The sequence below is a fragment of the Gordonia hydrophobica NBRC 16057 genome, from assembly GCF_001592365.1.
Lineage (GTDB): Bacteria > Actinomycetota > Actinomycetes > Mycobacteriales > Mycobacteriaceae > Gordonia > Gordonia hydrophobica.
Genome location: NZ_BCWU01000001.1, coordinates 461842 through 484764 on the forward strand (window position 1 = coordinate 461842; position 22923 = coordinate 484764).

Below are 22923 nucleotides of genomic sequence, written 5' to 3' on the forward strand. Positions count from 1 at the left end.
CATTTCTTGACATCTCACGACAACTATTTGACAGTTGAAACCATGTCGGACTTGATCTGCGCGTCATCGCTGAGTCGTGCGCCCGAGTTGATCGCCGACTGCGGCGGGGACGCGGATGCGGTTCTCGCACGAGTCGGGATCGACCCGTCGGTGGTCGGCGCGTACGACCGCTTCATTCCGTTCACGGCATTGTCGACCCTGGTCGGTGTGTGTGCGGCGGAGTTCGGCGTTCCGGACTTCGGCCTGCGTCTGGCCGCGCGCCAAGATCCCGACATCCTGGGGCCGCTGGCCATCGCAGCACGGCACGCGGAGACGATGGGCGACGGCCTCCGCGAAGTGACCCGATACACGCATGTGTACAGCCCGGCCCTCGCGACCGAGCTGCGCGAACACGGCGATGAGGTGAGCTATGTGCTGGAGACCCTGCCGCAGCGCCTGCCGTACCGATCCCACGTGGTGGAGCTCGCGATGGGGGTCACTCTCTCGGCATGTCGGATGTTCACCGGGCCCGACTTCCGACCGACGCGAGTCGCATTCGACCACCAGCCGATCGCCGACCGGAGCGTGTACCTCGAATACTTCCGGTGCCCGGTCGAGTTCGATGCGCCCGCGATCGCGCTGACGTTTCCGCGCGAGACCCTGCGCCGCCGACTGCCGCGCGCGGACCCGCTCACCTACGACGTCGCCATCCGCGCCATGGCCGGTCACGAGCGTGCGCATTCGTTCACCGACGCGGTGTCGGCGCTCATCGTCCGGTCGCTGCCCGCCGGCGCGTCGACCCTGGACACCGTCGCGGAACTGCTCATGATGCATCCGCGGTCGGTGCAGCGGGCACTCGCCGAGAGCGGTACGACGTTCGATCGGCTGGTCGACGACGCGCGCCGCGACATCGCGACAACACTGCTGGCGAATCCCGGCGTCTCGTTGTCGGCGGTCGCCCGGCAGATCGGATACTCCGAGCAGAGCACGTTGACGCGGAGCTGTCGCCGGTGGTTCGGGATGCCGCCGCTGCGCAAGCGTCGAGCGTTGCTCGGCCGCTCATCAGACTGAACCCGCCGCCGCCGTCGACGCCACGATCGATCCGACATAGGTCGACTGATGCCGGTTTCGTCAAGCGTGGGTGAACATGACCACAGCGCGTTGACGCCGGTGCGGGAGAACCCGGTCAGACCGGGTATCTTTCCTCTGTCCCGGTGGTCGTCGGACTGACCGCCTCCCGATACTCTTCGGTCCTGGCTCCGGGTGCTGTGACGAGTGCGAAAAGGTGTGTGAGACAGCTCGAATGACCGCTTCGGTGATTGATCGTGCCAATGGATTCGAGACTGAACTGGGGAAGGCGTATACCGCCGCAGACCTCGTTCTCGAGTTGAACTTGAGCCCTGAGCAATACCGCTGCGCGCGGTCGCAGGTCGGCGCGCTGATGGACGAGGTTCCGCCGGGCGCGCACATCGCCCTCCTGATGCGGTTCCCGGCGTTGACGATCGCCGGACTCGTCGGGCACGCGGCACTGCGCTCCACCGAGCCGGGCGCCGGATTCTGGGACGGGTTCTGGACGGCGATCGGCCGGGCGCGTGACAAGGGATTCGAGCAGGTGGTGGACCAACTGCTCGGCGACATGCTCGGACAGTTCGGCCTGCGCGACGTGGAGGGCCTGCGCGAGACGTCGGTGCTGCCGTTGCTGGACCTGCACGCCGGATTGGATCGCGAGACCGTCGTCGGTCTGGTGGCCGCGGTGGAGCAGCATGTGGCCGCGGGCCACGAGCCGAGCGGGACCGCACTCCTCGACCGAGTCACCGAGCCCGGATTCGCACATCGTCGCGCCGAGCTCCCCGATGCGTACTGGATGCTGCTGCAGCACGCCCCGGCGATCGCCGTCAACATCCTCAGCCGCATCACCGACCTGCTGGTCGCCACCGTCGCACACCCGGAGGAGTGGGCGCTCGAGGCGATCACCCCGACCACGGCCGACCTGCCGCCCGCTGTGCTGACGGCGGTGATCGCACGGCTGGAGGAGAAGCCGTTCCTGGACGGCGACGCCGCCCAGCGACTCTGCACGGTCGGCTTCCCGCGTCTGCGGTGCCATGCCGCGGACGGCGAGATCCAGGTCCTGATCCCGGGCGGCGAGATCGATGCGCTGTGGCGACTCTGGAACGGTGAGGCGCCCGAACAGGTGTCGGTCCCGGCAGGGGAGTCGGCCGCCGCGCCGATCGGGGTAGCGGTGCGCGAGAGCGTGCTGGTGGACCTCGACTCCGGTATCCGCCGCGTGGTGCCGATCTTCCATCCGTCCGATCCCATCGTGGTGTTCGGCGCCGACGGTCGGGCACTCTCGCGGTTCGAGTCGCTGCCCGCCACCGAACTGACGGTCCTGGTCCCGCGCGATGTGGACCTCGTCGCGGGCAGCCGCGCGAAGGTGGTCGTCACCGATCGCCGACCCGCGCCGTGGGACGGTTGGGAGATGCGCACCGTCGATCTCGCGGGGCATCGAGACCTGCGCACCAAACGTGACGGCAAGATGGGGCGCACGCGTCGCGTCCTGCCCGTCGAGACCCCGCTGTACGCGCTGCCCGAACCCCTCTCCGGCGTCACCACTCGGGGCGGCGAGCGCGTCTACGGCGAGCGGCCGCTGGTGGATCTGCCCGCGCATGAGGGCGTCGACGCCAAGGAGTGGCGGGTCCGGGTCCGCCGCGCCGGGCAGCGCGACTGGCTGGTCGACTACCCGTGGGCGGCGGCCGACTACGTGACGTCGGCGGATCCGTTCGACGGCCTCGACGAGCCGCTGATCGGGCGCTACGAGATCGCCGCGGGCGACGGGTACGGGTTGGACCTGCGCCTGACCGTCGTCCTGGCCGAAGGTCTCGAGGCGGTCCACGATCCGGCGGTCCGGTTGCCGCAGGCGGACGGCCTCACCACCTCGACGACCGAACTGGCGGTCTCCACCGACCTCGAGGTGTCCGAGACGGAACTGGCCTTCGGCCCCGACGACATCGCGCGCGTCGCGACGGCAGGCGCCGGCGAGGTGGAGGTGGAACTGTCCATCCGACCGCCGCACGCCCAGATCCGCTTCGAGCACCCGGGCCGCCCGGCGGTCTGGCGCACCGAACTGCCCCAGATCGCGATCGAGGACGCGGCGTCGGCCAGGCTCACGGCCCGGATCCCCGGCGCGGTCGACGTCTCGTTCGCGCTGCTCGACGCCGACGGCGACATTGTTCGGGAGTGGGACGCCGAGTCGCATTCCGGTACCGAGTTCGCCATCGGGACGCGGGCTGTCGCCGACGCCGCCAAACGCATGGTGCGCGGCAGCCTGGTCGCGTTGATCGACGACGAGCACGGCGAGTCCGACGAGGCGGAGGTCGCGACCGTCGTCCGGACGGCGACCGCCGTGGAGCCGAACGCCGTCGACCACACCGGCGATGAGCTCACCGCCGCGTGGCTGCTGCTCGACGAGCGTCCGGTCGCGGAGATCGTCCTGCCGGACGACGAAGCAGGCCAGGCCGAACCTGCGGCGGAGACCGCGGCCGGCGCTGCCGCGGAGTCGAGCACCGCGGACCAGGACGACGCGCGCGGTGCCGACGAGGACGGTGCTGCCGAGGACGATGCCGACGAGGAGGATGCGGTGGAGCAACTCCTCGTCGCCGATCCGACGGCCTCGCTGCTGGCGCTCGGAGACAGCCCGGTGGCGCCGTCGCGCATTCCGGCGCTGATGATCCGGTCGGGCCTCGCCGAGCGCGTCTTCGAGATTCCGGCCGACTACGGTCGCGCCCACCCGAACCCGTACATCGGCTGCACCCTCGCCACGGCCGTGATTGTCGATCCGTCGGCGCCGGGGCGGGACGACGTGCAGTCGTACCTCTCGACCCGCGGTGGTGACGACCTTCTCCGGCTGATCGCCAGCGGCCGGATGGGCGACCCGCGCACAGGTGTCTTCGACGCCAACGTGCTGGCCGTCGGGGCGATGGGCCGCGATCAGGTGGATGCGCTGTTCGAGCGGTTCCGGATCGTGCCCGGCCCGCTGGTGGATCTCGACATGCGGACTGCGGCGACCATCGAGGCGTTCCACCTGCGTGAGGAGTGGATGGCCGACCCGGTGAGTCAGGTGGCGCCCCGATACGTGAACAAGATGCTCCGCGACGTGCGTCGCGCGTCGCCCCAGCTGTACGACTTGATCGTGGCGCGCAATGAGGCGCTCGACGGCGTCGACACCATCACGCATCCCTGGATGCTGCTGTCGATGCAGTCGATGGCGTTCGCCGCCATCGGTCGGCTGCAGGCTTACGGTCGGCTCAAGCAGCCGGTCCTGGACGCCCGAGGCCGCGCCCTGTGGGCCAAGCTCGCCGACTACTGCCCGGCGATGGTGGCCGCCGACCTGCTGATCGCCAACGCGGTGGTCGTCCGCGCCGACGCGCTCGACCGGAGCAGAAACGCGGAGTAGCGCGCCGCGTTCCGGTCACCGCGGGTTCTGCACATCCTCGATGTGGAGCCCGCCCTCCCGATGCAGCGCCTTCTTCAGTCCGGACGCCGTCTCGTATCCGGCGGCGTGGGCGGCGCGTCGTACCGATGCTCCGGCACGCAGTCGGTTGATGGCGATGTTGAGGCGGGCCCGCACGCGCCACTGGCGGAATCCGATTCCGGTCTCGGCGACGAAGAGACGTTGGATGTGGCGCGCGCTGGCTCCGTGGCGTGCGGCCAGCAGATCCAGCGATTCGGTCGAGATCGGTGCTTGCTCGGCGACGGCGGCGGCGATCGGGTGGCGCGGCGTCGGCAGCGCGAAGTAGGGGCCGCTGACCCGGCCGAGGACGTCGTCGATGGCGCTCCGGAACACAGCGATCTGCTCGGTGGTCGACGGCGCCACGCCGACGAGGGCGGTCATCACGGCGGTCAGTGCGGGGATGGAGCCCAGTCGGTGGACCGGCTCCGGCGGCAGCGTGGACGGTGACAGCATCGGCCCCAGGACCAGGCTGCCGGGCGAGTACCGCGCTGCATGAGGGATGTTCGGTGCCAGCCAGACTGCTTCTTGCGCACCCAACGCCACGTGCTCGCCGCCGACGTCGATGGTGGCCGACCCGGTGACGACGTAGATCAGGTGCGGCGTGGAATGGCTGTGCCGAGGGTGGCCGAGGAAGCGGTACGCGGTGTCGGGCGCGAGCATGGCCAGTCGGCCGGGTACGTGGTCAGGCATCGGGCCCCCTGCGGTTCTGTGCGTCCTCGTCGACGGGTGCGGCGCCGCCGTCGGCGGGTTCCGGTGATCCGATGTCCGGTTGGGAATCGATTCGGGTCGCCTTCGGACGATTTCCTCGAGAACGTCGTTTAGCTTAGTCTCACCTAACTATAGTGGTGAACCGTCGTCGCGACGGCACCGGATACGAAGAATGGTGGTCTCGATGCGTACTTCCCGCACCCTGCCTGCGGTGCTCGTCGCGCTGTTCACTGTGTTGACGCTGCTCGTCGCCGGCTGCTCGTCGAGCGGCGACGACGACGCCGGAGGCGAGCGCGTCGTGAAGACCGACCAGGGCGACGTCACGATCCCCGCCGCGCCCAAGCGCGTGGTGCTGCTCAACTACGCCCTCGCCGGATACCTGTTCGACCTCGACGTCCCGGTCGTCGCGATGACCCCCGCGGTGACCGACGGCGAGCACGAGTACGACGACGCGTGGGCCGACGACGCGAAGAAGAACGACACCCAGTTCCTCCCGTGGAGCAACGACGGCTTCGACATGGAGACGATCCTCGACGCCGACCCGGACCTGATCATCGCCGGCGGCATCGGCTTCCCGCTGAAGCACGCGACGACGGCGTACGACCGACTCTCCGAGATCGCGCCCACCGTCATCGTCAGCGGCGACCTCACCGAGTGGCGCGACCAGTACAAGTTCCTGGCCGACGACGTGTTCGGTCAGCCGGAGAAGTACACCGAGGCCGTCGAGGCGTACGACCGTCGCGCCGCCGAGGTCCGCGACAAGATCACCGTGCCCGCGGGTGAATCGGCGTTCCTGACGTTCACTGCCGACGGCCGGGCTTTCGTCTCGATCGAGAACCGCGGCCTCCCGAAGGAGTTCGCGAGCCTCGGCTTCCGGCCGGCGCCGCTGTTCGCGACCGGGAAGTTCGAGCCCTACACCGAGGGCGGCGACAGCTTCGCGCTGTCGACCGAGCAGGTGGGACAGGTCATCACCCAGGACACCGTCTTCGTGCTCGGCTTCAATGCGGACGTCACATCGGTGAACGAGCTGCGCAAGCAGCCGATCTACGCGGCGTTGCCTGCATTCGGAAAGAACCAGGCCTACGACCTGCCGTTCTGGGTGCAGCGCAGTGACTACGACGAGGCGATGCGCATGCTCGACATCGTCGAGCAGAAGTTCACCGATACCAAGTAGGGACGAGTGATGGCCTCCGTTCGGCTCACCCAGCCGCGCTTCACCCCGGCGCCGATCATCCTGCGCAAGCTCGTCGTCGTCCGGGCCGAGTCGCTGACGCCGCACATGCGTCGCGTGGTCGTCGGCGGACCGGAACTCGGCGCGTTCCGCCGCGACGGACTCGATCTGCCCGCCTTCGCCTCGCCTGCGTTCGACGATCACGTGAAGCTGATCTTCGCGCCCGGCGGCGACCTCGCGGACGCGCTGCCGGTGCAGCGTGCCCGGAGCATCGACTGGCTGCCGTCCGAGGTCCGTGAGACCCGCGACTACACGCCGATCGTCGTGGACGAGGAGACGATCGCGTTCGATTTCGTCATCCACTCCTCGGGGAGCGCGGCCGAGCGGGGCCCCGCCGAGGCTTGGGCGAGCGCGGCACGTCCGGGCGACGACGTGTGGCTGGTGGGACCGAAATCGTCGACGGTGGTGCCGACGGACGTGGACTGGGCCCTGCTGATCGGCGACGAGACCGCGCTGCCCGCGCTGCGTCGATTCTTCACCGAACGTCCCGTCGCCGGTCCGGTGCGCGCCGTCGTCGCGGTGCCGGCGGAGGCGGCCCGGCAGCCGCTCGGCGAGCGCGACGACGACCACGTGACCTGGGTGATCGCCGAGCCGGGCGATCCCCGGGCGTTGATCGACGCGGTCACCGCACTGCCGCGACCGCCGGGCCGACCGTACGTGTGGGCGGCGGCGGAGAGTCGTGCGCTGCTGCCGATCCGCAAGTTCGTGAAGCGGGAACTGGACGCCGACAAGAGCAACACCGACATCACCGGCTACTGGCACCGGCGTGCGGCGGAGACGGCGCAGGCGGAGCCGGCCGCCGCGGGGGACGATGGCGCCGGGTCGGCCGTGGTGGACTCCCCGGTGTCGTGGTTCGCGGTCCGCGCCGCACTCCAGCTGGGGCTGCTGGAGGCGGTCGATGCCGCCACACTCGATCGCGGGGGAGTCGCGGCAGCGATCGGAGTGGACCCGCATCGTCTGGATCCGCTGCTGGACCTTCTTCTCGCGTGCCGCGTGCTGGCGACCGTCGACGGTTCGGTGACGCTCGGCGAGGTGGGCGACGATCTCCTCACCGACGAGCACTGCCGCGAACGCTTCGACGGCGCCGACGCCGACGCCGCGCTGCTCGTCGGCGATCTCGCCGATGCTCTCCGTGCGGGCGAGTCGGTGCCGCAGCGGCGGTTCGGCCGCAGTCACGCCACCGGGGTGCACGACGATCCGGACGCCTACGCCGAGCTGGTGGAGCAGGCCGAGCGCCTGGCGTTTCTGGTTCCCGGCATCGGCGAGCTCCCCGGACTCGCCGATCCGGGGGTCGCGTTCGCCGGACCCGGCGCCGCGGTGGTCGCCGAGGGGCTGAGCCGTGCCGGTGTCCTGAGCGGCCGTGCGACCATCGTGACCGCGGGCGAACCCGACGGCGTGCGCGACACGTCGTCACCGCTGGACGGACTGACCTTCCGTGAGGCGTGGACCGACCACGACACCGTGGTGCTCGTCTACGCCCTCGGCTATCGCGACGACGTCGAAGCCCGCACCGTCCTCGCCGAGGCCCGTCGGTACGCACGCCGCCTGGTGATGGTGGAGCCGGTGGCGGGCGACGCGCTCGATCCCCGCTACCTCGAGGCGGCGGTGGTGTCGTCCGCCGCCGTCGGTCGGGGGCCGCGCGACGCCGCGGAACTGGCCGACCTCGCCGCCGACGCGGGCTGGGCGCCGACGGCGCAGACCGCCCTCGGGTGGGGTGTGACGGCCGTGGTCTGCGAGCGGTCATGATCGAGCCGGGTCCGCGGGCCGGGGACCGGTGATGCGGTGATCGCGCTCGACGCGTCGCCGTCGACCGGCGGCCGGGCGCCGTCGCGGCGGGCCGGTCGACTGACTGCCCTCCTCGGCGTGCTGGCGGTCCTCGCACTGCTGTGCCTGGCCAGTCTCGCGGTCGGATCGGCGCCGCTGCCGATCTCGACGGTGTGGCAGGCGCTGACCGCGTACGACGGCGCCGACATCGACCACATCACCATCGTCGACACCCGGCTTCCGCGCACGGTGCTCGCCGTCCTGATCGGGGCCGCGCTGGGTGTGGCCGGCGCGCTGATGCAGGCCATCGGACGCAACCCGCTCGCCGACCCGGGGCTGCTCGGTGTCAACGCGGGCGCCGGGCTGGCCGTCGCCGTCGGCGTCGCCTACCTGGGGCTGACCACGATCTCGGAGTTCGTGTGGCTCGGCATGATCGGGGCGGTGCTCGCCGCGATTCTGGTCATGGTGATCGCCGCGCGCGGCGCCGCCGGTCCCACGCCGCTGCGCATCACGCTCGTCGGAGTGGCGCTCACCGCCGTCTTCAACGGGCTGAGCATGAGTCTCTCGCTGGTCAATCCCAGCCGATTCGAGCGGATGCGCTTCTGGGGTGTCGGCAGCATCGCCGACCGACCCCCGGGGACCGTCGAGTTCGTCGCGCCGATCATCGTGCTCGGCCTGGTTCTCGCAGTTGCTGCGGGACGGTCGTTGAACGCCGTCGCGCTCGGCGACGACATGGCGCGCGCGGTGGGCGCCCGCGTGGGTCTCACTCGCTTCGGATCCGTGGTGGCGCTGGTGTTGCTGTGCGGGGCGGCGACGGCCGCCGCGGGCCCGATCGCCTTCGTCGGCCTGATGGTTCCGCATGCGGTCCGGATGCTCGTCGGTGCGGACCAACGCTGGGTGATCGCCTACTCCGCGCTCGTGGGACCGGTGCTGCTGCTGGTGGCCGATCTCGTCGGGCGCGTGGTGGTGCGGCCCGAGGAGCTGCAAGTCGGGATCGTGACGCCGCTGATCGGTGCGCCGATCCTGATCTGGCTGGTACGACGGGCGAAGGCGCTGTGACGGCGACGACGCGGACTGTTGCGCTGGGGCCGGCGGCGATGCGCTTCACCTGGCGCGCAGTGGTGGTGAACTCCCTGCTGGCGGCGATGCTCGTGGCGACGGTCCTGCTGGCGCTGGGACTGGGGCGCAGCGGGCTCAGCCTGAGCGATATGGCCGCGCTCGCGACCGGCGACGCGACGTCGCGCCAGCAGTTGATCTTCTCCTGGCGTGCTCCCCGTGCCCTCGCCGCGATCGTCTTCGGCGCCTGTCTCGGCGTCAGCGGCGCGCTGTTTCAAGCGCTCACCCGCAACGCGCTCGGCAGTCCCGACGTGATCGGACTCAACTCCGGCGCGTACACCGGGGTGATCGTGGTGCTGATGGTCGGCGGCAGTGGTTTCGCCCAGCTGGCGCTCGGCGCCGTCGCCGGGTGCACCGTGGCCGCGCTCGCGATCTTCTTCCTCGCCTACAAGCACGGAATGGCGGGCTTCCGGCTGATCGTCGTCGGCATCGCCGTCAGTGCGGTCCTGACCTCGTTCAATCACTGGTTCAGCGTGCAAGCCGATCTCGACGAGGCGCGGGAGGCGGCGATCTGGGGAGCGGGCACGCTCGCCGACATGACCTGGGAGCCCCTCGCCGTCACGACCCTCGTCGCCGCACTCCTGGCCCTGCTGTTGCCTGCGCTCTCGTACCGGGTCCGGCAGCTCGATCTCGGCGACGACACCGCGGCGGCGCTGGGGGTCGACGTGGAACGCACCAAACTGGTGATGGTGCTGGTCGGCGTCGTGTTCACAGCCATCGTCACCGCCGTCGCCGGGCCGATCGCGTTCATCGCGCTCGCCGCGCCGCAGATCGCGAAGCGGATGACCCGATCACCTGCGCTCTCGCTGGTCGGTTCGGCGCTCGTCGGCGCGACGCTGCTCGCCGCCGCCGACGTGATCGCGGTCCACCTCCTGGGCGAGGCACGGCCACCGGTCGGGGTGGTGACGGTGACCCTCGGCGGGCTGTATCTGGTGTGGCTGCTGGTGCGTGAGACGGCGAAATAACGGTGTGCGGCCCTCGGTACGCTGAATGCATGGCCGAGTCCGCTGTCGCATCGCCGCGCGTGGTGATCGGCGTGCTGGGACCGGTGACGCTCGACGGTCGTGAGATCACCGGCGCCCGCGCCAAGCGCCTGCTGGTGGCACTGGCCTTGGCCGCGGGACAGTCGCTGTCGGCGGAGCGGCTCATCGACGACGTCTGGGGCGACGACCCGCCGAAATCGCCTGCGTCCGCGCTGCACACCCAGATCTCTCGGCTGCGGACGGTCTCGGCACCCGCGCACATCGACGGCTCCGACGGTCGGTATCGCTTGACCGGAGCCACCACCGACATGGATCTCGTCGCCGACCGGCTCGCGGCGGACGACCCGGCGGGCGCCGCAGCGCTGTGGCGCGGTGCGCCGGGCGACGACCTCGGCGCCGCTCCGGTGGCCGATCATCTCGCCGACCGCGCTCGCCGACTGCGGCTGCGCGTCGACGAAGCCCTGGCGCGGGACGCGCTGGCCCGCGGAGCCTTCGACGTCGCGGCCGAATGCGCACGCGAACGCCTGCGCACCGACCCGCTCGACGAGTCGGCGGCGGTGCTGCTGATGACGGCGCTGGCCGAACTCGGTCGCACCAATGAAGCACTCACCGTCTTCTCCCGCTTGCGGCGGACGCTCGTCGAACAGCTCGGCGCCGACCCCGGACCCGAGGCGACCGTACTCAATGCGCGGCTGCTGGCAGCGTCCCAGACGCGCGTTCCGGCGCCGCCGCGTCGTCTGCCGTCGCCCGGCGCGGGACTGCGCGACACCGGAACCGAACTCATCGGCCGCGCCGCCGACCTGACGACGATCACCGCCGACCTCGAGACCCACCGGGTGGTGACCGTGCAGGGACCGGGCGGGGTCGGCAAGACGCGGATCGCGACCGAGATCGGACGACGGCTGGCGCAGGACGGCCGCGCCGTCTACTTCGTCCCGCTCGCCTCGGTGCGCAACGGCGACGACCTGCTGGCCGCGGTGGCCGGGGCGCTCGGCGTCGGCGAATCCGAACTCAGCAACGCCGGTCCGCGGAAGGTCAGTGCGGGGTTGTCGGAACGATTGCAGGATGCGCTGCGCGGATCGTCGGCGGTGCTGATCCTGGACAACTGCGAGCAGGTGATCGACGCGTGCGCGGTCCTGGTCGATTCGATCCTGGCCGCCGGCCCCGGCTTGCGGATTCTGACCACCAGCCGCTCGCCGTTGCTGATTCCGGCCGAACAGGTCTACCAACTCCCGGTGCTGAGTGTGGCGGGCAGGCATCCGTCGGCCGTGGAACTGTTCTGTCGGCGGGCCCGCGCGGTGCGCCCCGACGCCGTGATGGACATGGCAGCCGTCGCCGACCTCTGCGCCCGGCTGGACGGTCTGCCGCTGGCGATCGAGCTCGCCGCCGCCCGCGTTCGGACGATGCGGGTCGAGGAGATCAGCCAACGCCTCGGCGAACGGTTCCAGCTGTTGCGGTCTGCGGACCGGACGGTGCCTGATCGGCACCGCACGCTGTCCGCGGTGATCGAATGGAGTTGGGATCTGCTCGACGACGCGCCGCGCACCGTGCTCGCCCGGCTGTCACTGTTCCCGGGAGGCTTCTCGCGGGCGGCGGCCGAGCGCCTGAGCGGACTCGCCGGCGTGGTGCTCGACGACGCGCTCGCGGCACTCGCCGACCAGTCGCTGCTGCAGGTGTACGACGACGGCGGTGAGACCCGGTTCCGCATGCTGGAGATGGTGCGGGAGTTCGGCGAACAACAGTTGCGGGAGACCGCCGACGAGGCGGCCGTCGCCGCGGCGATGCGGCTGTGGGCCACGGATTTCGCCCGTGACCTGCGGACGCGCGTCGAGGCATCGTCCGACGGCGAACTGGTCGTCGACACCCGACGCGAGGCCGACAACCTGATCTGGGCGCTGCGCAGCGGACTGGCAGCGACCGACCCCGCGGCCCTCGAGACGGTGGTGCAGGTGTTCCCCGTGGTCGGCGTGTACTGGGCGACGCGGGGACTGCATCCCGAGATCCAGATCTGGGGACGGCGCGTCCTCGACGCCCTGACCGTGCCGCCGCCCCGCCTCGACGACGACGCTCGCCGCGCCTGGCAGGCGAGCGTGGTCATCGCGGTGATGCACATGATGCCGATCGGGGAGATGCGCTCGATCGCCAAAGGCCGAATGCTGCTGCGGCGACTCGCGAACCGCGGCGCGATCTTCACCGATCCGTTCGAGCTGTTGGCGGCGATGATGCTGTGCCGCACCGTGTACGGGTTCTATCGCCTGGTGGTGGAGGCGTGCGCGGAATTCCGACCACCGGCGATCCGCGGGCTCGGTCTGGCCGTTCGGCTCAACATGAAGGAGAACTTCGGCAATCTGGTCGGCGCCGGCCGCGACAGCGAGCAGCTCGCCGAGGTGGAGGGTGGGCTGAACGTGTTCGTCTCGGCGGTCGCCGACATCGCCACCGCGAGCGTGCACAGTCAACAGGGGCACTGGCGGACGGCGCTGCGACTGTACGAATCCAGCGAGCGGCGCTTCGTCGAACTCGACGCCGTCGACGATCTGCAGCAGGTCCGCGGATACATCGTCGCGAACCGACTACAACTCGGTGACTACCGGCGGGCGCGCGCCGACCTCGACGCGGTGCGGTGCGGGTGGCTGCCCGGAGACCCTGCGCCGCAGGGCAACCCGGAGACCGCGGCAGTGATGATGCTGGTGACGGCCGAGTACCTCCGGACGGCGCCGCCCTCGGCAGACACGGATGACCTCGGCGGCGATGCCGTCGACGTCGCGGGGATCTATCGTCAGGCCGGCCAGACCCTGCTGGCGGGGCATCCGATGGCGGCGCGCGATCCCGGCGCGGTGATGACGATCGCCGCCGCGGCCGCGGGCCTGCTCTGTCTGGATGAGGCAGAGTCGGCGGCCGAGTTCGCCGGTGCGGTGCTGGCTCAGAGCGGTGATCTGATGATGACCGGATGGGTGGACATTCCGCAGACGGGAAATCTGGCTCTGGTGACCGGTGCGGCCGTGTGCCGCCTGTCGCCGGGCGATCCGGACGGGGTCGCGCTGCTGATTCTGGCCCAGCGGCTGCGGGTGCGGCACGACTATCCGGCGATGCACGAGTTGATCGGTCGGCGTCGGGAGCTGTCCGGCGCCGACGACGCGGGGTGGGCGGCGGCTGTCGACGCCTACGGGCACCTGCCGCGACGGCGAGCGCTCGCCGAGACCCAGCGGATCTTCGACGAGCGCACGCCGCTGGTGTGACCGGCCCGCGACTACTCCGCGGCACCGGTCGCTCAGCACTGATCGCCCAGCACTGATCGCCCAGCACTGATTCAGGGGGTTACTTGGCGGTCCGGATGTACGCGCGGACGGCGAGCGGCGCGAAGATCGCCACGATGACGGCCGCTCCGATCAGACTCCACACCACGTGGATGCCGACGGTTCCGTCGTTGCACAGTTCGCGGACGGCGGTCACCAAGTGGCTTACCGGATTCACGTTCACAAAGCTCTGCAGCCAGCCGGGCATGGTCTCGACCGGCACGAAGGCGTTGGACATGAACGTGAGCGGGAACATGATGAGCATGGAGATGCCCTGAACGGCGGACGCCTTCTTCATCAGGCAGCCCATGAGCGCGAAGATCCAGCTGACGGCGAAGCTGCACACCAGCACCAGGAGGGTGGAGCCGAGGACGCCGAGCGGATCGGGCCGCCAGCCCATCGCGATGCCGACGCCGAAGGTGATCACGGTGGCGAGCAGGTAGCGGATGACGTCGGCCAGCAGTGCGCCGGCGAGCGGGCTGATCCGCGCGATCGGCAGCGAGCGGAAGCGGTCGAAGACGCCCTTGTTCATATCCTCGCGGAGTTGGGTGCCGGTGACGATCGAGGTGACGATGACGGTCTGGACGAGGATGCCGGGGATGATGACGGGCAGATAGCTCGCGGTGTCGCCGCTGATCGCGCCACCGAAGATGTAGGTGAACATCAGCGTGAAGATGATCGGCTGCAGGACGACGTCGAAGAACTGTTCGGGGTTGCGCATCATCTTGACGACGCTGCGGTAGGCGAGCGAGAACGACTGTGCGACGGTCTCGACCAGCGTGATGGATCGGCGGGCCTGGGTGCGGGTCGCTTCGATGTTGATCGGTGCGCGCTGGATCGGGGAGTCGAGGGTGGTGGTCATGAGTGGGCCTCCTGGGCGGTGGGTGCGGAGTCGTCGTTGCCGGTGATGGTCAGGAAGACCTCGTCGAGGGTGGGTTTGGACACGGTGATCTCGTCGATTGCGATGTCGGCGTCGCGCAGCGCGATCAGGACGTCGGGCACGCGGTCGGGGTGATGGAGAGTGACCGTCACGCGACCGGCCTCCGGGCTGAACGCGGCGGGGTCGCCGAGCACGTTCTCGGCGATCTGAGCGGCACTCGCGGCGTCGGCGCGGTCCGCAGGCGTCAGGATCAGCGTGCTGGTGCCGACCGACTGCTTCAACTCGTCGGCGGTGCCGTCGGCGATCACCAGACCGCGGTCGATCACGGCGATCCGATCGGCGAGCTGATCGGCCTCGTCGAGATACTGCGTGGTGAGGAGGACGGTCGCGCCCTGGGCCACCAGTTTGCGGATGGTCTCCCACATCTGGGCGCGAGTCCGCGGGTCGAGGCCGGTGGTCGGTTCGTCGAGGAAGAGCAGCGGCGGCGTGTCGATCAGTGATGCGGCGAGGTCGAGTCGTCGGCGCATGCCGCCGGAGAACTCACTGAGCGGACGGGAGGCGGCCTCTTCCAGGGCGAAGTCGGCGAGGAGTTCCTCGGCGCGAGCCTTGGCCTGCGTGCGGGACTTGCCGAGCAGTCGGCCGAACAGCACCAGGTTCTGCGTCGCCGTCAGATCCTCGTCGACCGAGGCGTACTGCCCGGTGACGCCGATCAGCGACCGGACGGCGACGGCGTCGTCGACCACGTCGTAGCCGAAGACCCGGGCCGATCCGGCGTCGGGCCGCAGCAGTGTCGCGAGCATGCTGACGGTGGTGGTCTTGCCTGCTCCGTTGGGGCCGAGGACCCCGTAGACGGTGCCTGCGGGAACCGCGAGATCGATGCCGTTGACGGCCTTCGTCTCACCGAAGTGCTTCACCAGACCGCGCGCGTCGATCGCGAGATCGGTGCTTGTACCGATGGCGGCGTCGTGGGCCGCGAGTGTCGTTGTCATGTCGGCAACTGTGCGCGCGGCGTCTGTCGTGGCCCTTGCACGCTCTTACATCGACTGTCGGCGTCGGTCGAAGCGGCTCGTCACCACTCGTCGACGGCGGTCAGGCGGTACCGTCAGAAGCATGGCTCGCACCGTTGCTACTTCTGCCCGTGTCGACCGCGACGAACTCCTCGACTTCGTCCGTACACGTCATCAACTCATCCTGCTGACCACGCGCGGCGACGGCTCACCGCAGATGTCGCCTGCCACGGCGGGCGTCGACGAGCAGGGACGCATCGTCATCGCCACGTACCCCGACCGTGCGAAGGCCGTGAACGCCCGACGGCGGCCGAGCGTCAGCGTCTGCGTGCTGTCGGAGAGCTTCGGCGGCGCCTGGGTGCAGGTCGACGGCGACGCCGAGGTCCTCGACATGCCCGATGCCGAGGACGGACTCGTCGACTATTTCCGCAGCATCGCCGGTGAGCACTCCGACTGGGAGGAGTACCGCGCCGCGATGCGCCTGCAGAACAAGTCGTTGATCCGCATCACCCCGACCCGCTGGGGGCCGATCGCGACCGGCGGCTTCCCTCAGGACGTCGCCGACCGCCTCGACGCCGCCGAGGGCACCGCGTAGCCCGCCGCCCCACGTTGGTCGAGTGCTGCCTGCGAGCGGAGCGAGCACGCAGTTATCGAGACCGTCGTGAGTTCCGCTGGAATTGCGGGCCTTCCGCTGCCATCAGGTGGTGATCTCGGCCGTGCTCCGACGGATCGTGAGTCGCTGTCTCTGAGGCGGGAGGCGGGAGGCGGTGGGTCGTCGGCGAGGCCGCGTCCGACTGATCCCACCTGAGATCTGCCCGCTCAGGAGTTTCCGACGGAACATTGCCGCCGGAGGGGGCTGAGCAAGCAGTTCTCAGCACCATGTGACAGTAGGCGGCGCGCGGCGGCGATATCAGATCGAACACAAGCCTCGCGTGACTCTGCGTCAGTTCGTTTTCTCTGACGCTCTCGTGACCGCACCACTTCGCGGCCAGTCGCACCACTTGTGGTTCCCGCACTTGGTCGCGACGAAGTGCGAGAACCACAAGTGGTGCGGCTCGATGGGAAGTGGTGCGTGACGGCGAGCCTGGTTGCGGTCACTCCCGGGTTGGCCTGAGAGTGGTGTGGTTCGCAGTGCGTTCTCGCCGACGACAACCGCTTCCCAACATGGAGGCGGCTGCGGCTCAACTCGTCGGAGCGGTGCCGAGATCACCACACGATGGCGGCGGAAGGCCCGGTGATTCCAGCGCACGCCAGTCTCGATAACTGCGTGCTCGCTCCGCTCGCGGGCAGCACTCGACCAGCGTGGGGACGACCGTCATCGGAAATCAATCGCCTAAGCAGCCTCCACAGCAGGGACGCCGAGCAGAGGCTGCACCTGTGCGGGGATGGCGTACCGCGGTTCCCACGGGTAGCGGCCCTCATCGTCCGGCCACACCAACTGCACGGCATTGAATCGGAGACCGTACAGAACCCTGGTGAGGCGCAGGGGATCGGCATCGATCACGTCGATCGCGTGCAGCGACACCGGACGTCGTAGACGCGCCGGAACGCTGGAACCGGCGCCGAACGTCGGATCGCCGACCACCGCCTGGGCGGCGTAGTCCAGCAGGAGGCCCGCCAGGCGCGGCGGCAGGCCGGTCATCACCAACTCCGGTCGGCCGTGCTCGGTGAGCCCACTGGTGTACGCGATCGGCGGATGCGCCGCGTCGCCCAGCACGCCGGTGACCGCCCACCGGCCGTCGGTGATCTGGGCGAGCGCGTCGCCGATCAGATCGTCGGCGCCGTCGCACTCGGGATCGAACTCGCACATGACTCCTCCTCAACGTCTTCCGACCGTCTCGCCGACCGGGTGCGGTAGCGATTCGCTCGTATGTTCGATTGGTGAGATCACTGTACGTCGGGGCTCCGACAGTTCGGTGTCGGCGACACGCGGCCGCCCGGGCTGTGGATGGTCGACGACGCCGATTTGTCAGGACCACTAGACTGGCTGCGTGCCAGGCCGAATCCCCGATCGCGACATCGCTGCCATCCGCGAGCAGACGCGCATCGAAGACATCGTCGGCGACTATGTCACGCTGCGTCGGGCCGGAGCCGACCGCTTGACGGGCCTGTGTCCGTTCCACGACGAGAAGACCCCGTCGTTCCACGTCCGCCCGCATCACGGCCACTTCCACTGCTTCGGGTGCGGGGAGGGCGGCGACGTCTACACCTTCCTGCAGAAGCAGGAGCACATCAGCTTCGTCGAGGCCGTCGAGCAGCTCGCCGACGCGATCGGCTATACGATCAATTACGAGGGCGGCGGCACCGCGATCAAACGCGACCGCGGCACTCGCGCGCGTCTGGTCGCCGCCAATGCGGCCGCCCAGCAGTTCTACGCCGAACGCCTGCAGTCGCCCGAGGCGCAGGTGGCGCGCGATTTCCTCACCGAACGCGGCTTCGACGGCAATGCCGCCGCCCACTTCGGCTGCGGATATGCGCCCGCCGGCTGGGACACGATGACCAAGGCGCTGCTGAAGCAGGGCTTCCAGTTCTCCGAGCTCGAGGCCGCCGGGCTGTCGAAGCAGGGACAGCGCGGCCCGATCGACCGGTTCCACCGTCGCCTCCTCTGGCCCATCCGCAACCTGGCGGGCGACGTCATCGGCTTCGGTGCGCGCAAGCTCTTCGACGACGACAACCTCGGCAAGTACATGAACACGCCCGAGACGATGCTCTACAAGAAGTCGCAGGTGCTATTCGGGCTGGACCTGGCCAAACGCAACATCGCCAAGGGCCACCAGGTGGTGATCGTCGAGGGCTACACCGACGTGATGGCGATGCATCTGGCCGGGGTGACCACCGCCGTCGCCTCGTGTGGCACGGCGTTCGGTGAGGACCACCTGGCGCTGATCCGCCGGCTGATGATGGACGACTCGTACTTCCGCGGCGAGGTGATCTACACCTTCGACGGCGACGCCGCCGGTCAGGCCGCGGCGATGAAGGCGTTCGACGGCGAGCAGTCGATCGCCGGGCAGACCTTCGTCTCCGTGGCGCCCGACGGCATGGATCCCTGCGAACTGCGGCAGAAGTCGGGCGACCCCGCAGTGCGCGATCTCATCGCCCGCCGGATCCCGATGTTCCAGTTCGCGATCAAAACGCTCATCGGCGGGCACGACCTGGACACTGCGGAGGGCCGGGTCGCGGCGCTGCGCGACACGGTTCCGGTGGTCGCGCGGATCCGCGACGTCGCGCTGCGCGACGAGTACGCACGACAGCTGGCCGGCTGGGTGGGCTGGGACGACGTCGCGCAGGTCCTGTCCCGAGTCCGCGGTGACGCCAAACGTCACGGTGGACGTCGTCGCGGCGGATCGTCGCGGCAGCAGGACTCGCGGACACGGCCCGAGGCGATGTCGCCGCCGCCGACCGCGCGGCCGCTGCCGAACGATCCGCGCCTGTGGCCGCAACGCGAGGCGCTCAAGGCGGCGCTGCAGTATCCGGCGATCGCAGGCACCGTCTTCGACTCGCTGCCCGGCGAGTGCTTCACCGACCCGTCGTACCTCAAGATCCGTTCGGCGATCGCCGAAGCCGGGGGAGCGGCGAGTGGTCTCGGCGGTGCGTCGTGGGTGGACGCGGTGCATCATGCGCTGATCGACGATCCGACGGTCGCGCCTCTCGTCACCGAGTTGGCCGTCGAGCCGATTCCGGTGGAGGACGATCGTATTCCGCAGTACATCTCCAGCGTGCTGGCGCGGTCGCAGGAGATCTGGGTCGGTTCGCAGATCGCCGACATCAAGTCCCGGCTGCGGCGCATGTCGCCGGGCAACGACCCCGACGGGTACAACGCGCTGTTCGGCGATCTGGTTGCGCTCGAAGCGTACCGACGCAGCCTGCTGGAACAGGCCTTCGACGCCGTCTGAGCGTGGTCGGCGTCGGGGCGAGACTCTTTGTCACCGAATCGAAACGGGCATTGGCGCGGGTTGACCGACGGGGCCCGGCGAGCGCGTCGTAAGGTGACGTTCTGCTGGTCGATGTGACGGATGCTCGGGAGGAACCACATGTCCGAATCGGTGAAGAACCCGATCAGGGAGTTGACGCTCCGCAGCGTGATCCTCGGCGGACTCATCACATTGGTCTTCACGGCGGCCAACGTATACCTCGGTCTCAAAGTCGGTCTGACGTTCGCGACGGCGATCCCGGCCGCCGTCATCTCGATGTCGGTGCTGCGCTACTTCCGTGATCACTCGATCGTGGAGAACAACATCGTCCAGACCATCGCGTCGGCGGCGGGCACCCTCTCGGCGATCATCTTCGTGCTGCCCGGCCTCATCATGATCGGCTGGTGGACCGGCTTCCCGTATTGGGAGACGGTCGCGGTGTGCGCCGTCGGCGGCATCCTCGGCGTCATGTACTCGATTCCGTTGCGCCGCGCCCTGGTCACCGGGTCCGACCTCCCGTATCCCGAAGGCGTTGCGGCGGCCGAGGTCCTCAAGGTCGGCGACACATCGGGTCAGGAGCCGGGCGCTGCGGACGCGAACCGCGGCGGCATGCGCGCCATCGTCGTCGGTTCGATCGGTTCGGCGCTGTTCGCCATCCTCGGATCGTTGAAGCTTGTCTCCACCGAGGTCGCCGTCGCATTCCGGGTGGGACCGGGCGCCACCATGATGGGCGCCAGCCTGTCGCTGGCGTTGATCGGCGTGGGCCACCTGGTCGGGATCGGTGTCGGCATCGCGATGATCGTCGGCCTGGTGATCTCGTTCTTCATCATCCTGCCGGTCCGGTCTGCGGGCACGGACCTGTCGCACGATCTGCTCGACGCGGTGCAGAGCGTCTTCTCCGCCGACGTGCGCATGGTCGGCGCGGGCGCGATCGCCGTCGCCGCGGTCTGGACGCTGCTGACCGTGATCGGCCCGATCCTGCGGGGCATCATGCAAGCCGCCGTCAGCGCGCGGGCACGCAAATCCGGTCAGGAGGTGGATCTCACCGAACGTGACATCCCGATCCAGTACGTCGGTCTGACGATTGTCGTGGCGATGATCCCCGTCGCCTGGCTGCTGTGGGACTTCCTCAACGGCACCGCGCTCGTCGACAGTGCCACCGGCATCCTGATCCTCAGCGTGGTCTTCGTGTTCGTGATCGGTCTGGTCGTCGCCGCGGTGTGCGGGTACATGGCCGGTCTGATCGGGTCGTCGAACAGCCCGATCTCCGGCGTCGGCGTGCTGGTGGTGCTGTTCGCGGCGCTGCTCATCAAGGTCACCCACGGCTCGGGCGACACCCCGGATCAGACCGACGCGTTGATCGCGTACACGCTGTTCACGGCCGCGGTCGTCTTCGGCGTCGCCACCATCTCGAACGACAACCTGCAGGACCTGAAGACCGGCCAGCTGGTCGGTGCCACCCCGTGGAAGCAGCAGGTCGCGCTGGTGATCGGTGTGCTCTTCGGCTCGGTTGTGATTCCGCCGATCCTCGATCTGATGCAGAATGCCTTCGGCTTCGCCGGGGCGCCGGGCGCGTCGGACAACCCGCTCGCCGCACCGCAGGCCGCGCTGCTCTCGACCCTCGCGGAAGGCGTGTTCGGCGGCGATCTCGACTGGGCGCTCGTCGGACTCGGCGCCGCCATCGGCGCCGGGGTGATCGTCGTCGACGAGGTGCTGAAGCGGACGACGTCGTCGTTGAAACTGCCGCCGCTCGCGGTCGGCATGGGCATGTATCTGCCGATGTCGTTGACGCTGATCATTCCGATCGGCGCCCTCCTCGGCCTGGCCTACGACAAGTGGGCGGCCCAGGACCCGGTCGACGGCGAACGCAAGAAACGTCTCGGCGTCCTGCTCGCCACCGGCTTGATCGTCGGCGAGAGCCTCTGGGGCGTGGTGTACGCGGGCATCGTCGGCGCAAGCGGCAGTGATTCGCCGCTCGCGATCGTCGGCGACGGCCTCGGGAACTGGATGCAGCTCATCGGCGTCGTCGTGTTCGTCATCTTCGTGACCGGCCTCTACCGCTACGTGAAGTCTTTCGCCGCGGAGAAGAGCCCCGGCGTCGAACTGAAGAAGTAGAGCCAGGGACGTACCACCGCCGTGCGTTACCCGCAACGGGTAACGCACGGCGGTGGATGAATTCTCGCGTCGTTCACAGGTGGCCGAAACGGCTGCCATCGCGTGGCGGTCGGCGACAGAATCGCCTGGGCTGCCCACGTCGATCCGGCAGTCGGGCACCGCGGTCGGGCGCCACGGATTTCGTGATGTGGAGGACCCGAAGTGGGATGTGATCGTCGAACTGGACGGGCGGCTCTATCACGACGGGCCGGCCGCGCAAGACGCCGACATGGAACGCGACCTCGACGCCGCCGTGTTCGCGTCCAAGCGAACCCTGCGGCAGGGGTGGGGACAGACGGTCGAGCGCGCCTGCCGAACCGCGGGCAAGGTCGGTCGGGAACTCAACAATCACGGGTGGCCCGGCACGACGACACCGTGCGGCCCGGACTGTCACGGCGGGTTTGCGTGACAGCAGCGGTGCCAAAACGCTTCCACCGCCGATCGTTACCCGGAGCGGGTCACAATCGGCGGTGGAAGATGCGGTGGGGCGAGCGGGGCTCGAACCCGCGACCAGCTGATTATGAGTCAGCGGCTCTAACCGACTGAGCTATCGCCCCGCGAACCGGCGTCGGTCCGAAGAACGACTTTACCTGTCGGGATCGCGGCCGCTCGCAGGGGATCCGGTGACCGGACGTGCGGGTCAGGCTCGCGTCACGCCGATCGACGGGAGGAAGTAGTAGTTCGTCTTGCCGCGCTTGACCGTTCCGTACACTGCGCAGAACACGACGCCGCCGCCGGTGTCGACGAGTCCGCCGCGGATGCCGTTCGACGGGACCACCCGCAGGGCGCGTTTGAGGCGCGTGACCGCCACCGAGTACATCGAGGTGGGGATGGGCGCAGCCTGCACTCGGCGTGACACCGCCTCGATCACGGTGTCGGTGAGACCGGCCAGAGGAGCGCCGAGCCCGCCCTGGAGCGTGGTCGCGTTGAACCACGCGACGTGGACGCCGGACTTGTCGCCGAAATCGGCGAACACTCCGACGGGCAGGAAGCCGTAGAGGATTTCGCCACCGCGGACCGCATTGACGCTGACGTTCGCTATCGTCAGATTTCCGATGCCCGGCGTGTACGGGCCTGCGACGGCGCCGCCGACGGCGACCGGGAACGTGAGGTCGGTCGAGAGACCGACGGTGGGGGTGAATGTGGTGATGCCGAGTTGGCGGAGCAGTCGGTTCGCGGCCTCGACGCCGTCGACCGGGACGGGTGCGGCGTGCGCCTGCACCGGATTCCTGAGATCGCGCGTGACGGCGAGGACGCGGGCACCGGGTGCTGCGATGACGTCGACGGCGGCCCCGGTCGCCCGGCTCACCAGGGCTGAGGACTGGTGAGCCACTTCGGCCACGCCGCGGCGGCCCCGATCTGCTAGCGATGTCACAGCAAGGACGGTACA

General features: G+C 69.4%; 16 protein-coding genes and 1 tRNA gene. 11 read left to right on the forward strand and 6 right to left on the reverse strand.

Annotated features, from left to right (window positions below; all coding sequences use genetic code 11):
* Positions 1-42: 42 nt before the first annotated feature.
* Both GH2_RS02195 and GH2_RS02200 read left to right on the forward strand, forming a co-directional pair.
* Entirely contained in the window at positions 43-1050 is a 1008-nt protein-coding gene (locus GH2_RS02195; RefSeq protein WP_066162476.1) for an AraC family transcriptional regulator, read from the forward strand.
* Positions 1051-1372: 322 nt separating this feature from the next.
* Entirely contained in the window at positions 1373-4429 is a 3057-nt protein-coding gene (locus GH2_RS02200; protein ID WP_239588660.1) for a hypothetical protein, read from the forward strand.
* A gap of 15 nt (positions 4430-4444) precedes the next feature.
* On the opposite strand, the gene GH2_RS02205 is transcribed toward GH2_RS02200, so the two are convergent.
* Positions 4445-5176, reverse strand: a complete 732-nt coding sequence (locus GH2_RS02205; RefSeq protein WP_066162481.1) for an AraC family transcriptional regulator — start codon at positions 5174-5176, stop codon at positions 4445-4447.
* Positions 5177-5378: 202 nt separating this feature from the next.
* On the opposite strand from GH2_RS02205, the gene GH2_RS02210 reads away from it, so the two are divergent.
* Genes GH2_RS02210 through GH2_RS02230 form a run of 5 tightly spaced genes read left to right on the forward strand, consistent with a single transcriptional unit; the run spans position 5379 to position 13524 of the window.
* A complete protein-coding gene (locus tag GH2_RS02210; RefSeq protein WP_066163276.1) occupies positions 5379-6368 on the forward strand; it encodes an ABC transporter substrate-binding protein in 990 nt (329 codons plus the stop codon).
* 9 nt (positions 6369-6377) lie between these two features.
* Entirely contained in the window at positions 6378-8171 is a 1794-nt protein-coding gene (locus GH2_RS02215) for a siderophore-interacting protein (protein ID WP_066162484.1), read from the forward strand.
* 36 nt (positions 8172-8207) lie between these two features.
* On the forward strand, positions 8208-9248 hold the full coding sequence (locus tag GH2_RS02220; protein ID WP_157085969.1) for a FecCD family ABC transporter permease: 1041 nt from the start codon (positions 8208-8210) through the stop codon (positions 9246-9248).
* Complete coding sequence (locus tag GH2_RS02225; protein WP_244885290.1) at positions 9245-10270, forward strand: FecCD family ABC transporter permease; 1026 nt, start codon at positions 9245-9247, stop codon at positions 10268-10270. Before GH2_RS02220 ends, GH2_RS02225 begins: the two co-directional genes overlap by 4 nt.
* Before the next feature lie 29 nt (positions 10271-10299).
* Entirely contained in the window at positions 10300-13524 is a 3225-nt protein-coding gene (locus GH2_RS02230) for an ATP-binding protein (protein ID WP_066162493.1), read from the forward strand.
* 79 nt (positions 13525-13603) lie between these two features.
* Here the strand turns inward: GH2_RS02230 and GH2_RS02235 are convergent, their stop codons facing one another.
* Together GH2_RS02235 and GH2_RS02240 are read right to left on the reverse strand one after the other, a co-directional pair.
* Positions 13604-14443: an ABC transporter permease gene (locus GH2_RS02235; protein WP_066162496.1), complete on the reverse strand. Its 840-nt coding sequence runs from the start codon at positions 14441-14443 to the stop codon at positions 13604-13606.
* Positions 14440-15450, reverse strand: coding sequence for an ATP-binding cassette domain-containing protein (locus GH2_RS02240; protein ID WP_066162499.1), 1011 nt, complete (start codon positions 15448-15450; stop codon positions 14440-14442). The genes GH2_RS02235 and GH2_RS02240 overlap by 4 nt, the downstream gene beginning before the upstream one ends.
* Before the next feature lie 121 nt (positions 15451-15571).
* Between GH2_RS02240 and GH2_RS02245 the strand changes: the two genes are divergently transcribed.
* Positions 15572-16063: a PPOX class F420-dependent oxidoreductase gene (locus GH2_RS02245; RefSeq protein WP_066162502.1), complete on the forward strand. Its 492-nt coding sequence runs from the start codon at positions 15572-15574 to the stop codon at positions 16061-16063.
* A 738-nt stretch (positions 16064-16801) separates the two neighbouring features.
* On the opposite strand, the gene GH2_RS02250 is transcribed toward GH2_RS02245, so the two are convergent.
* Positions 16802-17278, reverse strand: a complete 477-nt coding sequence (locus tag GH2_RS02250; RefSeq protein WP_066162504.1) for a DUF4262 domain-containing protein — start codon at positions 17276-17278, stop codon at positions 16802-16804.
* Positions 17279-17459: 181 nt separating this feature from the next.
* Between GH2_RS02250 and dnaG the strand changes: the two genes are divergently transcribed.
* The 3 genes from dnaG (at position 17460) to GH2_RS02265 (ending at position 21942) form a co-directional block, all read left to right on the forward strand.
* On the forward strand, positions 17460-19361 hold the full coding sequence (gene dnaG, locus GH2_RS02255; protein ID WP_066162508.1) for a DNA primase: 1902 nt from the start codon (positions 17460-17462) through the stop codon (positions 19359-19361).
* A gap of 138 nt (positions 19362-19499) precedes the next feature.
* The gene (locus GH2_RS02260) at positions 19500-21494 is read left to right on the forward strand and encodes an OPT family oligopeptide transporter (protein ID WP_066162510.1); all 1995 of its coding nucleotides are present in this window, start codon (positions 19500-19502) and stop codon (positions 21492-21494) included.
* 79 nt (positions 21495-21573) lie between these two features.
* Entirely contained in the window at positions 21574-21942 is a 369-nt protein-coding gene (locus GH2_RS02265) for a putative endonuclease domain-containing protein (protein WP_066162514.1), read from the forward strand.
* Between the two features lie 74 nt (positions 21943-22016).
* Here the strand turns inward: GH2_RS02265 and GH2_RS02270 are convergent.
* Both GH2_RS02270 and GH2_RS02275 read right to left on the reverse strand, forming a co-directional pair.
* Positions 22017-22090, reverse strand: a tRNA-Ile gene (locus tag GH2_RS02270).
* A gap of 83 nt (positions 22091-22173) precedes the next feature.
* On the reverse strand, positions 22174-22908 hold the full coding sequence (locus GH2_RS02275) for a hypothetical protein (RefSeq protein ID WP_244885291.1): 735 nt from the start codon (positions 22906-22908) through the stop codon (positions 22174-22176).
* Positions 22909-22923: the final 15 nt, after the last annotated feature.